This window comes from Agromyces agglutinans, from assembly GCF_009647605.1.
Lineage (GTDB): Bacteria > Actinomycetota > Actinomycetes > Actinomycetales > Microbacteriaceae > Agromyces > Agromyces agglutinans.
In genome coordinates this window covers 235,496-248,572 of record NZ_WJIF01000005.1, presented here as the reverse complement: position 1 = coordinate 248,572, position 13,077 = coordinate 235,496, and the positions used below count along the sequence as shown (strand labels likewise).

The window sequence follows — 13,077 nt, the reverse complement described above, 5'->3', positions numbered from 1 at the left end:
ACGCGATCGACCGCCTCTACGACCGCTACCAGAACGTCTACGGACAGAGTGGAGACGCCCGCCGATGAGCGAGACCACGAATACGACGCAGGCGTCGAGTGCGGATGCCTCGGCCGAGGCGATCCGCACCGGTCGCACCTCGCTCGGCATCGAGCTGGGCTCGACCCGCATCAAGGCCTGCCTCGTCGACGCGGCCGACCCGACCCGGGTGCTCGCGGTCGGCAGCCACGAGTGGGAGAACGAGTTCGTCGACCGCGTCTGGACGTATTCGCTCGACGCCGTCTGGTCGGGCCTGCAGGCCGCGTACGCCGACCTCGTCGCCGATGTGCGCGGCCGTTACGACGTGGCGCCGTCGACTTTCGGCGCGATCGGCGTGTCGGCGATGATGCACGGCTACCTCCCCTTCGACGCCCAGGGCGAGCTGCTCGTGCCGTTCCGCACGTGGCGCAACACGTCGACCGGCCAGGCGGCGGCCGAGCTCAGCGAGCGGTTCGGCGTCAACATCCCGCTGCGCTGGTCGATCGCGCACCTGCACCAGGCGGTCCTCGACGACGAGCCGCACGTGCCGCACCTCGACTTCTGCACGACCCTCGCGGGGTACGTGCACTGGAAGCTCACGGGCCGCAACGTGCTCGGCGTGGGCGACGCCTCGGGCATGTTCCCGATAGGCGCAGCCCCCATAGGCGCAGCCCCCATCGGCGCAGGCCCTGCCGACACCACCGCCGCCGGCTACGACCCCCGTCTGCTCGCGATCTACGACGAACTGACGGCCGGCACCGCCCTGCCGAAGCGCGTCGCGGACCTGCTGCCCGAGGTGCTGCCCGCCGGCCACGCCGCCGGCGAGCTCACCGCCGAGGGCGCGGCACTGCTCGACCCGTCGGGCGCGCTGCGGCCGGGCGTTCCCTTCTGCCCGCCCGAGGGCGACGCCGGCACGGGCATGGTCGCCACGAACTCGGTGGCACCTCGCACGGGCAACGTGAGCGCGGGCACGAGCATCTTCGCGATGGTCGTGCTCGAGCGCCCGCTTCAGCACGCGCACCACGAGCTCGACCTCGTGACCACGCCATCGGGCGACCCGGTCGCGATGGTGCACTGCAACAACGGGGCATCCGAACTGGCGGCGTGGGCCGGCGTCTTCGGACGGTTCGCCGCCGCGGCGAACGCCACCGGCGGCGGCGCGGTGCTGGGCGCCGACGCCGTGTTCGAGGTGCTGTTCCGCGAGGCGCTCGAGGGCGAGGCCGACGCCGGAGGCCTGCTCGCCTACAACCACCTCGCGGGCGAGCCGATCGCCGGGCTCGATGAGGGTCGGCCGCTGATCGTGCGCACGCCCGACAGCCGGCTGACGCTCGCGAACCTCATGCGCGCGCAGCTGTACGGCGTGTACGGCACGCTCGCGCTCGGCATGCGCGTGCTCGCGGGCGAGGGCGTCGAGCTCGACCGGATGTTCGCGCACGGCGGCATCTTCCGTACGGCCGGGGTCGCGCAGCGGTTCCTCGCGGGCGCGCTCGACGCGCCGGTCGCCGTGGGCGAGACGGCCTCCGAGGGCGGGGCGTGGGGCATCGCGGTGCTCGCGTCGTACCTGTCGGCGGCGCAGCGCGGCGAGAGCCTCGGCTCGTACCTCGCCGACACCGTGTTCGCGAACGCCGGGTTCGAGACCGTCGACCCCGATCCGGCGGATGTCGCCGGCTTCGCCGCCTACCTCGACCGCTACCGCGCCGGCCTCGCCGCCGAGGCCGCCGCCGTCGAGGCCCTCTGACCCCGCACCGCCGCAGAACGCAAAGGACACGAACACCATGACCCGCACCCCGCTCACCACGTCGCTCGACCAGTACGAGGTCTGGTTCCTCACCGGCAGCCAGCACCTCTACGGGCCCGAGACCCTCGCCCAGGTCGCGCACCAGTCCGAGCAGATCGTCGCGACCCTCGACGCGGCATCCGAGGTGCCCGTGAAGATCGTGTGGCTGCCGGTGCTCACCGACTCGGCCGCGATCAAGAAGGTCGTGCTCGAGGCGAACGCGTCGCCGAACGTGATCGGCCTCGTCGCCTGGATGCACACGTTCAGCCCCGCGAAGATGTGGATCGCGGGCCTCGACGCGCTCCAGAAGCCGCTCGCGCACCTGCACACGCAGGCGAACGTCGAGCTGCCCTACGCCGACATCGACTTCGACTTCATGAACCTCAACCAGGCGGCGCACGGCGACCGCGAGTTCGGGTACATCCAGACCCGCCTCGGGGTGCCGCGCAAGACGATCGTCGGCCACGCGACCGACCCGCGCGTGCAGCGCGAACTCGCGACGTGGCAGCGCGCGGCCGCGGGGCTCGCGGCATCCCGCGATCTCAAGCTCGCGCGCTTCGGCGACAACATGCGCTTCGTCGCGGTGACCGAGGGCGACAAGACCGAGGCCGAGCTGCGGTTCGGCGTGCAGGTGAACACGTGGGGCGTGAACGAGCTGGCCGACGCGGTGCACGCCGCGAGCGACGCCGAGATCGACGAGCTCGTCGCGCTCTACGAGGATGAGTACGATGTCGCCCCCGAGCTGCGCCGCGGCGGCGACCGGCACGAGTCGCTCCGCTACGGCGCCGCGATCGAGCTGGGCCTGCGCTCGTTCCTCGAGGAGGGCGGCTTCGGCGCGTTCACCACGTCGTTCGAAGACCTCGGCGCGCTGCGCCAGCTGCCCGGCCTCGCGGTCCAGCGCCTGCAGGCCGAGGGCTACGGCTTCGGCGCCGAGGGCGACTGGAAGACCGCCGTCCTCGTGCGCATCGCGAACGTCATGGGGGCGGGCCTATCCGGCGGCGCGACGCTCATGGAGGACTACACCTACGACCTCACGCCCGGCGACGAGCTGATCCTCGGCGCCCACATGCTCGAGGTCGCGCCGTCGATCACGACCGCGAAGCCGTCGCTCGAGATCCACCCGCTGGGCATCGGCGGCAAGGAGGACCCGGTGCGCCTGGTCTTCACCGCCGACCCCGGCCCCGCCGTCGTCGTCGCGATGAGCGACCTGCGCGACCGGTTCCGCCTCACGGCCAACGTCGTGGAGAACGTCGCACCGCGCGAGGCGCTGCCGAAGCTCCCGGTGGGCCGCGCGATCTGGAAGCCGGAGCCGAACTTCCAGACCAGCGCCGCCGCGTGGCTGCAGGCCGGCGCCGCGCACCACACGGTCATGACGACCGCCGTGGGCGTCGACGTCTTCCGCGACTTCGCCGAGATGGCGCAGGTCGAGCTGCTTGTCATCGACGAGGACACGACGGTGCGCGGGTTCAAGGACGAGGTGCGCTGGAACCAGGCGTACTACCGCCTGGCGCAGGGCCTGTGACCGGGTCGCCGAGACGGTTCCGATGAACGAGACGGATGCCTCGAGCCGGGCGGATGCCCCGCGCGGGGCATCCGTCGCGCCGGGAGGGCCGGCGGCCGAGGCATCCGCGGTTCTCGGGGGAGCCGAGCCGTCGGCGGCCGAGCCCGTCGGGCCCGAGGCATCCGGCCCGCCGGGCGTACCGACCATGTTCGACGTCGCGCGCGCTGCCGGCGTCTCGCACATGACCGTCTCGCGCGTGCTCAACGACCGGGGCGGCGTCTCGGGTGCCACGCGCGAACGCGTGCGCCGCGTGATCGCCGACCTGAACTACACGCCATCGCCCGCGGCGCGCGCGATGGCGAACCGGAGGTCGGGCCAGATCGGGCTGATCCAGGCGGGGCGCCCCGACTACGGGCCGTCGAACGCGGCCCTCGGGTTCAACGAGGCCGCCCGCGAGGCGGGCTACACCGTCAGCCAGGTGAGCATGCGGGGCGTCGACGCGGGAGCCCTCACGCAGGCCGTGCATCGGCTCGTGCTCCAGCGCGTCGAGGCGATCGTCGTGATCTCGGGCGAGCGGGACGGCGTCGAGGTCACGCGGGGGATCGACGCGGGCGTGCCGATCGTCGCGGTGGCCTCCGAGGATGAACCCGGCATGCATCGCGTGTCGATGGACCAGTACGCCGGTGCCGTGCGGGCGACCGAGCACCTGATCGGCCTCGGGCACCGGGAGATCCGCCACGTCACCGGCCCCGACGACTCGATGGACGCCGCCGAGCGGCGCCGAGGCTGGGCCGACACCCTGCGCGCCCACGGCCTCGAGGTGCGCGAGCCGCTCACGGGCGACTGGCTCGCCGCGTCGGGCTATGCGGCCGGTCGTGACCTGCTGGCGGATGTCTCGGCCACGGCCGTGTTCGTCGGCAACGACCAGATGTCGATCGGCCTGCTCGCGGCGTGCCGCGAGGCCGGCGTCGACGTGCCGGGCGCGCTCAGCGTGATCGGGTTCGACGACATCCCCGAGGCGGCCTTCTTCGCGCCCCCGCTCACGACGCTGCGGCAGGACTTCGACGGCCTCGGTCGCGACATCATGGCGACCGTGCTCGACGTGCTGCGCGACGAGGCCGCGGCGCCCGACCGCACGGAGCGGGTCCCCGAGCTCGTGGTGCGGGCGTCGACGGCCCCGCCCGGGCGCCTTCCAACCTGACGGTGCGACCTGCTCGCACTCGTGCGACGACCTCGCCGCACCGTGGCGAGGAGGTCGCACCGTAGCGAGGTCTGTTCCTGCACACCGGCCGATCACGCTCGATTCCGCCGCGAGCATGCCGTCGTCGTCGCTTCGGCCGCCGACCCGCCATGGTCGGAACGTGCACGACGAACTCCAGGCGCTCGCAGCCGCCCACCCGGCAGGACTCATCCGGGCCGCTCGCCTCACGGAGGTGGGCTGGCACCCGTCGACCGTCGAACGGATGACTCGTGCCGGCGTACTCGTTCGGGTGCGCCGAGGCGTGTATGCCGCAGGGCCGGCCTGGCGCGCGGCGGGTGTCGATGAGCGTTATCGCCTGCGCATCCACGCCGAGGCGCTCGAGGCCCGCAGCACCCTCTGCGTCTCGCATCGGTCCGCGGCGGCATTCCACGGGCTTCCGGCGGTCGGCCGCTGGCCCGACGCGGTCGAGACCACGGCGGTCTCCGCCACCGGCGGGCGATCCGGGGGGCGAAGGTCGGTCCATCGCGCGGGCCCAGCTCCCGAGTGGGTCGTCATCGATGGCGTCAGGGTCACCTCGCTCGTGCGCACGCTGGCGGATGTCTCGATCACATCGCCCATGCGGGTGAGCGTGCCGATGCTCGATGCGGCCCTCCGAGCACACGCGCCGGGCCTCCGGATGGGGCGATCTCGCGACCTCCCGCCCGTGCCGACGCCCGCGCCGACGCCCGCGCGGGTGCGCGCGAGATCAGGAGCGGCGCCGGCATCCTTCGACCTCCGCGCGCAGGTTCTCGCCGAGATCGCCGCGATCGATCCGGTGCGCGGACGACGTCGGGCCGAGGCATCCGTGCGGTTCGCCGATGCTCGGGCGGAGAACGCGGGTGAGTCGCTCAGTCGCGTCGTGATCCACGAGTCGGGCTTCGTCGCGCCCGACCTGCAGGTGCAGATCGACGGCGTGCTCGGCAGTTACGCAATCGCCGACTTCCTCTGGCGTGGCATCCGGCGCATCGGCGAGTTCGACGGAACGCAGAAGTACCTTCGCAGCCGGGAGGTATCGGGCCTCGATCCGGCGACCGTGGTCTTTCGCGAGAAGCAACGCGAGGATGCCCTGCGCCGGCTCGGTTTCGGGATGACGAGGTGGGACTGGGCGATGCTCATGCAGCCGACGCGCCTGGCCGCCCTTCTGCGGGACGCCGGTGTGCCGCTCCGCGCGTGAGGCGCCGACTCAGCGTCGCCGCGGTGCGACCTCCTCGCCGCGGTGCGAGGATCTCGGCGCACGGGTGCGAGCAAGTCGCACCGCGGGAGGAGTGGGCGCAGAATATGAGCGCTCACAATGGATGCCGCATCCGTGACCGTTTCGTGATGTGAGCGGGTCTTGTTAGCGCTCACAAGTGAGCGCTAACATCTCGACTGCGGCCGGGACGATCCGGCCGCCCGGCGCACCAGACTTCGCAGCGACGCAGACCGCCGGCACCTGAACAAGGAGGTTCACCTGATGAAGAAGCTCATCGGACTCGCCGCCGCCGGCGCCCTGATCGTGGGCCTGGCCGGATGCGCGAGCGGCGGCAGCGGCGGCGGAGCCGCCGAAGGCCCCGTGCCGCTCGACGAACTGGTCGTCGGCTTCGCCCAGGTCGGCGCGGAGTCGGGCTGGCGCACCGCCAACACGAAGGACATCCAGGCGTCCTTCGAGGAGGCCGGCATCGAACTGAAGTTCTCCGACGCCCAGCAGAAGCAGGAGAACCAGATCAAGGCGATCCGCTCCTACATCCAGCAGGGCGTCGACTACATCGCCTTCTCGCCGGTCGTCGAGACCGGGTGGGACGCGGTGCTCAACGAGGCGAAGGCCGCCGGCATCCCCGTCGTCCTCACCGACCGTGCGGTCGACTCGCAGGATGACTCGCTGTACGTGTCGTTCCTCGGCTCCGACTTCATCGAGGAGGGCAAGAAGGCCGGCCAGTGGGTGCTCGACGAGTACGCCGACGCGACCGAGAAGGTCAACATCGTGCAGCTCGAGGGCACCACCGGCGCAGCTCCGGCCATCGACCGCGCGGAGGGCTTCGCCGAGGTCATCGCCGAGAACGAGAACCTCGAGGTCATCGCGAGCCAGACCGGCGACTTCACGCGTGCCGGCGGCAAGCAGGTCATGGAGGCGATGCTGAAGTCGAACCCCGACATCGACCTCGTCTACGCGCACAACGACGACATGGGCCTCGGTGCGATCGAGGCGATCGAGGCGGCCGGGCTCGTTCCGGGCGAGGACATCAAGATCGTCACGGTCGACGCGGTGAAGGACGGCATGCAGGCCCTCGCCGACGGCAAGATCAACTTCATCGTCGAGTGCTCGCCCCTGCTCGGCAAGCAGCTCGTCGACATCATCACGACGCTCAACGAGGGCGGCACGGTGGAGAAGCGGATCATCACCGAGGAGACGACCTTCACGCAGGAGCAGGCCATCGAGGCCCTGCCCGATCGCCAGTACTGAGCGCTGCGGCCGCAGCCGAGCGGCGCGGGCCGCAGGCTCGGCCGTCGGCTCGGCGGCATCATCCGCCGAGACCGGCGGGCGCGGGGCATCCGTCTCGCGCCCGCCGGGCTCTACGCTCGTTCCACCACCGACTCGATGGAGAGACTCGTGACCCAGCCATCGCCCGCGCCCGTCGTCGAGATGCGCGGCATCTCGATCGAATTCCCCGGCGTGAAGGCCCTCGACGGCGTCGATTTCCGGATGTTCCCCGGCGAGGTGCACTCGCTCATGGGCGAGAACGGCGCCGGCAAGTCGACGCTCATCAAGGCGCTCACCGGCGTCTACGGCATCGACGCCGGCGTGATCACGCTCGCGGGCGACGAGGTCTCGTTCACGGGCCCCGCCCAGGCGCAGGCCGCCGGCATCTCGACGGTGTACCAGGAGGTCAACCTCCTGCCGAACCTCACCGTCGCCGAGAACATCATGCTCGGCCGCGAGCCGCGCCGGTTCGGCGTGGTCGACTGGCGCCGCACCCGCCGCCGCGCCGCCGAGCTGCTCGAGGGGCTCAACCTCGAGATCGACCCGAACTCGCTGCTCGGCGACCACTCGCTCGCGATCCAGCAGCTCGTCGCGATCGCCCGGGCGATCGACGTGCAGGCGAAGGTGCTGATCCTCGACGAGCCGACGTCGTCGCTCGACGCCGACGAGGTCGCCGAACTCTTCCGCGTCATCCGGTCGCTGAAGGAACAGGGCGTCGCGATCCTCTTCGTCTCGCACTTCCTCGACCAGGTCTACGAGATCTGCGACCGGCTCACGGTGCTGCGCAACGGCAAGCTCGTGGGGGAGTACCTCACCGACGAGATCCTGCGCATCGACCTCGTGCAGAAGATGATCGGCAAGGAGCTGACCGCGCTCGACGAGCTCGAGCAGCGAGCGCGGTCGAGCGTCGCCGCCGTCGAGGGGCAGGATGTCTCGGACCCCGCGTTCGCGAGCGCCAGGGGACTCGCGCGCCGCGGCGCGATCGCGCCGTTCGACCTCGACATCGCGCCCGGCGAGGTCGTCGGGCTCGCGGGCCTGCTGGGCTCGGGGCGCACCGAGCTCGCGCGACTGCTCGGCGGCATCGACCGTGCCGACCAGGGCACGCTCGTGATCGACGGCCGGCAGACGAAGCTGCGCACGCCGCGCCAGGCGATCAACCGGCGAGTCGCCTACTCGAGCGAGAACCGCCGCTCCGAGGGCGTCGTCGACGAGCTCACCGTGCGCGACAACATCGTCCTCGCGCTGCAGGCCGATCGCGGCTGGTTCCGGCCGATCCCGAAGAAGCGGCAGGAGGAGCTCGCGCAGAGCTACATCCAGGCGCTGAACATCCGGCCGGCCAATCCCGACGCGCTCGTGCGCAACCTCTCGGGCGGCAACCAGCAGAAGGTGCTGCTCGCGAGGTGGCTCGCGATCGCCCCCCACCTGCTCATCCTCGACGAGCCGACCCGCGGCATCGACATCGGGGCGAAGGCCGAGATCCAGAAGCTCGTCTACTCGCTCGCCGAGAACGGCATGTCGGTGCTGTTCATCTCGGCCGAGCTCGAGGAGGTGCTGCGACTCAGCCACCGCATCGCGGTGCTGCGCGACCGGCGGATCGTCGCCGACCTCGTCAACGACGACCTCCAGGTCGAGGCGCTGCTCGCGCTGATCGCCGACGGCGGGGGCGACGGCGATGGCGGCGGCGGACCGGAGGATCCCGACGACGGCCCGGGTGGCGCGACGACGGATGCCCCGCCCGAGCCCTCTGTCCCACCCGGCGGCACCGAGCCCGACCCGACCCCCGATTCCACCATCGACCTGAGCGGAGCCCGCCGATGAGCGCAGTGTTCGCCCGGCTGATCGCGAGCCGGCTGTTCTGGCCGATCGTGATGCTGCTCGTGCTGTTCGCGATCAACCTGATCGCCTTCCCCGGCTTCTTCGCGATCACCATCAAGGACGGCCATCTCTTCGGCAGCCTCATCGACATCCTGCGCAACGGCGCGCCCACGCTGATCATCGCGGTCGGCATGACGCTCGTGATCGCGACGCGGGGCATCGACCTCTCGGTCGGCGCGGTGTGCGCCATCTCGGGAGCGGTCGCGTGCTCGATCATCCTCGGTTCGCCCGACCCGGCGAACGGCGCGACGGTCGCGGTGGCGGTCACGGTCGCCCTCGCCATCTCGCTCGTGCTCGGCGTGTGGAACGGGTTCCTCGTCGCCGTGCTCGGCATCCAGCCCATCATCGCCACCCTGATCCTGATGACCGCGGGCCGCGGCATGGCGATGCTCATCACCGAGGGCCAGATCCTCACGGTGAACAGCCCGCCGTTCAAGGCGATGGGCTCGGGGTTCTGGTTCGGCGTGCCCATCGCGGTCATCATCGCCGCGGTCGTGTTCGCCGTCGCGGCCCTGCTCACCCGGCGCACCGCGCTCGGCATGCTGATCGAGTCGGTCGGCATCAACCCCGAGGCATCCCGCCAGGCGGGCGTGCGCGCCCGCGGCCTGCTGTTCGCGGTGTACACGTTCTGCGCGTTCTGCGCGGCGATCGCGGGTCTCATCCTGACCGCGAACCAGACCGCGGCCGACGCGAACAACACGGGCCTGTTCCTCGAGCTCGACGCGATCCTCGCGGTCGTGATCGGCGGAACCTCGCTCGCCGGCGGACGCTACTCGCTCGCGGGCACGCTCGTCGGCGCCCTCGTCATCCAGACCCTGGTGACGACGGTCTACACCGTCGGCATCCCGCCGATCGCGACCATGGTGTTCAAGGCCGCGGTGGTCGCGGCGGTCTGCCTCCTCCAGTCGCCCACGACGAACCAGGCGCTCGCCGGGTTCCGACGACGGCTCGCGCTGCGCGCCGGAAAGGGGATCGCCGCATCATGAGCAGCATCCAGGCCACCGACCTCACGGGCGCATCGCTCGGCACGCGCGTCGGCAGCGGCATCCGCTCGGTGCTGACGAGCCCGAAGTACGGTCCGGTCCTCGTGACCGCCGTGCTCTTCGCGGCCGTGTTCGTCGTCGGGGGCATCCGCTACGAGGGGTTCTTCTCGGGGCAGGTGTTCCTGAACCTCCTCGTCGACAACGCGTACCTCATCGTGCTCGCGGTGGGCATGAGCTTCGTGATCCTGACCGGCGGCATCGACCTCTCGGTCGGCGCGGTCGTCGCGCTGTCGACGATCATCGCGGCGAGCCTGCTGCAGTCGGGGTGGTCGCCCGGCGTCGTGATCCCGCTGATCCTCGTGCTCACGAGCGTGCTGGGGCTCGCCGTGGGCCTCATGATCCACGTGTTCCAGGTGCAGCCGTTCATCGCGACCCTCGCCGCGATGTTCCTCGCGCGCGGCCTCTGCTACGTGATCTCGAAGGACTCGATCTCGATCACCGACCCCGCCTTCGTCGCGCTCGCGGTCACCCGCATCCCGCTCGGCGGAGGCCTGTCGATCACGCCGAGCGTGATCATCGCGCTCGTCGTCGTGCTCGTCGCAGTCGTCGTCCTCCACTACACGCGACTCGGCCGCACCGTGTACGCGCTCGGCGGCAGCGAGCAGTCGGGGCGCCTCATGGGCCTGCCGGTCGCCCGCACGAAGGTGCTGGTCTACGTGATCTCGGGCTTCTGCTCGGGCCTTGCGGGCGTGCTGTTCTCCTTCTACACGCTCTCGGGCTACAGCCTGACGGCGGTCGGCACCGAGCTCGATGCGATCGCGGCCGTCGTGATCGGCGGCACGCTGCTCACGGGCGGCTATGGATTCGTGCTCGGCTCGGTGCTCGGCGTGCTCGTGCTCGGCGTCATCCAGACGCTCATCACGTTCGAGGGAACGCTGAGCTCGTGGTGGACGAAGATCTTCATCGGCGGCCTGCTGCTCGTGTTCATCATCCTGCAGAAGGTGCTGACGGCCAGGCGGCGGTGACGGGTGGCGTGCGCCCGCACCTCGCGGACCGCACGGCTCGCGATAATGAAGGCAGAGTGAGCGCGCGAGCCGCGCCGGGCAGGAGCCGACGGAACCGGTGAGTGAAGCAGAGAAGGCTCGCGCAGCGACCATCTTCGATGTCGCGCGCCTCGCGGGGGTGTCGCACCAGACGGTCTCGCGCGTGCTGAACGACCTGCCGAACGTGCGCCCCGCGACCCGCGACCGGGTCGAGCGCGCGATCACCCAGCTGCGCTACGTGCCCTCGCAGGCGGCGCGCGCGCTCGTGACCCGGCGGTCGCGCACGCTCGGCCTGATCACCACGGGCGCGCCCGACTACGGTCCGTCTTCGACCGCGCTGCACTTCAACGAGGCGGCCCGCGAGGCCAGGTACGCCGTGATCATGGCGTCGATGCTCGAGACGGATGCCGCGTCGCTGCGGGCCGCGGCCGAGATGCTGGTGCGCCAGAACGTCGAGGCGGTCGTGCTCGTGGCGGCGTACCGGTCGGCGCTCGACGCGGTGCAGGGCATCGAGCTCGGGGTGCCGCTCATCGCCGTCGCCTCGCAGGGCGCGGCGATCGCGCACCGGGTGACCCTCGACCAGTTCGAGGGCGCCCGCCGCGCGGTGACGCACCTCGTCGAGCTCGGGCACCGCGACATCCGCCATCTCGCCGGGCCGACGGAGTCGCTCGACGCGGGCGAACGCGAGCGAGGCTGGCGCGACGTGCTCGCCGCGCACGGCGTCGCCGCCCGCGAGCCGCTGGTCGGCGACTGGACGCCGGCCAGCGGTTACCGGCTCGGTCGCGAACTCGCGACGGATGCCTCGTGCACCGCCGTCTTCGTCTCCAACGACCAGATGGCGCTCGGGGTGATCCACGCGCTCGCCGACGCGGGTCGCGACGTGCCGGGCGACGTCAGCGTGGTCGGGTTCGACGACATCCCCGAGGCCGAGCACTTCTCGCCGCCGCTGACGACCGTGCGGCAGGACTTCGACCTGCTCGGCCGCGACGCGATGTCGGCCGTGCTCACGCTGCTCGGCGACGAGGAGGCCGCCGATCCGCCCGTGCGCGCGCCGACCCTCGTGGTGCGAGCGTCGACCGCGCCGCCGCGCTGACGCGCGCTACTCCTTGGGCGGCAGCTGCTGCAGCGTCCAGGCGTTGCCGTCGGGATCGGTCAGGTAGACGAAGCGGCCCCACGGGAACTCCTCGACGCCCTTCGCGTCGACGCCCTTCGCCTGCAGCTCGGCGAGCGCCGCGTCGGCGTCGGCCACCACGACCTGGATCACGTCGAGCGTGCCGGGCGCGAGTTCGGAGCCGAGGCCCGTGCCGATCGCGATCGAGCAGGCCGAGCCGGGCGGCGTGAGCTGGACGAACCGGATGTCCTCGCCGACGCGGTTGTCCCAGTCCAGGCTGAAGCCGAGCGTGTCGACGTAGAACGCCTTGGCGCGGTCGACGTCCGACACCGGAACGTACAGGAGTTCGATCTTCCAGTCCATGATGCGCGCTTCCCCTCGATGCGGCGGTCGTCCCATCCGACCGCGTGCGGCCAGTCTCGCGAATCATCCGGCCGCTTTCTGACCGGATTCGACAAGTGGGAGGATGGGAGCATGGCACAGGCATTGCACATCACGGGTGACGAAGCGGCCGACGAACTCCTGAGCAGCGACGCATTCGCGCTGCTGACCGGCATGCTGCTCGACCAGCAGGTCGCGATGGAGACCGCGTTCGCCGGGCCCGCCAAGATCCGCGAGCGCCTCGGGTCGATCGAGCCGGCGACGATCGCCGAGACCGACCCCGACCACCTCGTCGACGTGTTCCGCCAGCCGCCCGCGGTGCACCGGTATCCCGGGTCGATGGCCGGTCGCGTGCAGGCGCTGGCCGCCGCCGTGCGCGACGACTGGGGCGGCGACGCATCCGCCATCTGGACGCAGGGCGACCCGAGCGGCGCCGAGGTCCTGAAGCGGCTGCGCGCGCTGCCCGGGTTCGGCGAGCAGAAGGCGAAGATCTTCCTCGCCCTGCTCGGCAAGCAGCGCGGGCTCGAGGCATCCGGCTGGCGTGAAGCGGCGGGCGCGTACGGCGAAGACGGCGCGTACCGCTCGGTCGCCGACATCGTCAGCCCCGAATCGCTCGCGAAGGTGCGCGCGACGAAGCAGGCGGCGAAGGCCGCCGCGAAGGCGGCGAAGGGCTGATACCCCGGTAGGGGT

The 13,077-nt window shown here is 71.4% G+C and carries 11 protein-coding genes; 10 read left to right on the top strand and 1 reads right to left on the bottom strand.

Translation table 11 applies throughout. The annotated features are described in order from the left end of the window. Positions 1-64: 64 nt before the first annotated feature. From GE115_RS11160 to GE115_RS11120, 9 genes are all read left to right on the top strand, one after another. Positions 65-1,756 (top strand): xylulokinase, encoded by a 1,692-nt coding sequence (locus GE115_RS11160; protein WP_153684855.1) that lies wholly within the window; start codon positions 65-67, stop codon positions 1,754-1,756. A gap of 37 nt (positions 1,757-1,793) precedes the next feature. After that, on the top strand, positions 1,794-3,317 hold the full coding sequence (araA, locus tag GE115_RS11155; protein WP_153684854.1) for an L-arabinose isomerase: 1,524 nt from the start codon (positions 1,794-1,796) through the stop codon (positions 3,315-3,317). Between the two features lie 22 nt (positions 3,318-3,339). Further along, entirely contained in the window at positions 3,340-4,497 is a 1,158-nt protein-coding gene (locus GE115_RS11150) for a LacI family DNA-binding transcriptional regulator (RefSeq protein WP_216648821.1), read from the top strand. Positions 4,498-4,657: 160 nt separating this feature from the next. Continuing rightward, positions 4,658-5,710, top strand: a complete 1,053-nt coding sequence (locus GE115_RS11145) for a type IV toxin-antitoxin system AbiEi family antitoxin domain-containing protein (RefSeq protein WP_172979853.1) — start codon at positions 4,658-4,660, stop codon at positions 5,708-5,710. A 279-nt stretch (positions 5,711-5,989) separates the two neighbouring features. After that, the gene (locus GE115_RS11140) at positions 5,990-6,976 is read left to right on the top strand and encodes an ABC transporter substrate-binding protein (protein ID WP_172979851.1); all 987 of its coding nucleotides are present in this window, start codon (positions 5,990-5,992) and stop codon (positions 6,974-6,976) included. 135 nt (positions 6,977-7,111) lie between these two features. Beyond that, positions 7,112-8,812 carry a sugar ABC transporter ATP-binding protein gene (locus GE115_RS11135; protein WP_153684851.1) on the top strand — a complete coding sequence of 567 codons (1,701 nt, stop codon included), beginning with the start codon at positions 7,112-7,114 and terminating at the stop codon, positions 8,810-8,812. After that, positions 8,809-9,855, top strand: a complete 1,047-nt coding sequence (locus tag GE115_RS11130; protein WP_153684850.1) for an ABC transporter permease — start codon at positions 8,809-8,811, stop codon at positions 9,853-9,855. The genes GE115_RS11135 and GE115_RS11130 overlap by 4 nt, the downstream gene beginning before the upstream one ends. Then, complete coding sequence (gene yjfF / locus GE115_RS11125; RefSeq protein ID WP_153684849.1) at positions 9,852-10,877, top strand: galactofuranose ABC transporter, permease protein YjfF; 1,026 nt, start codon at positions 9,852-9,854, stop codon at positions 10,875-10,877. Before GE115_RS11130 ends, yjfF begins: the two co-directional genes overlap by 4 nt. A gap of 97 nt (positions 10,878-10,974) precedes the next feature. Beyond that, on the top strand, positions 10,975-11,988 hold the full coding sequence (locus tag GE115_RS11120) for a LacI family DNA-binding transcriptional regulator (protein ID WP_312855088.1): 1,014 nt from the start codon (positions 10,975-10,977) through the stop codon (positions 11,986-11,988). Between the two features lie 6 nt (positions 11,989-11,994). On the opposite strand, the gene GE115_RS11115 is transcribed toward GE115_RS11120, so the two are convergent. Then, the gene (locus tag GE115_RS11115) at positions 11,995-12,369 is read right to left on the bottom strand and encodes a glyoxalase superfamily protein (RefSeq protein WP_153684848.1); all 375 of its coding nucleotides are present in this window, start codon (positions 12,367-12,369) and stop codon (positions 11,995-11,997) included. A gap of 111 nt (positions 12,370-12,480) precedes the next feature. Here GE115_RS11115 and GE115_RS11110 point away from each other — a divergent pair, with 111 nt between their 5' ends. Next, positions 12,481-13,062, top strand: coding sequence for an HhH-GPD-type base excision DNA repair protein (locus tag GE115_RS11110; RefSeq protein ID WP_153684847.1), 582 nt, complete (start codon positions 12,481-12,483; stop codon positions 13,060-13,062). Positions 13,063-13,077: the final 15 nt, after the last annotated feature.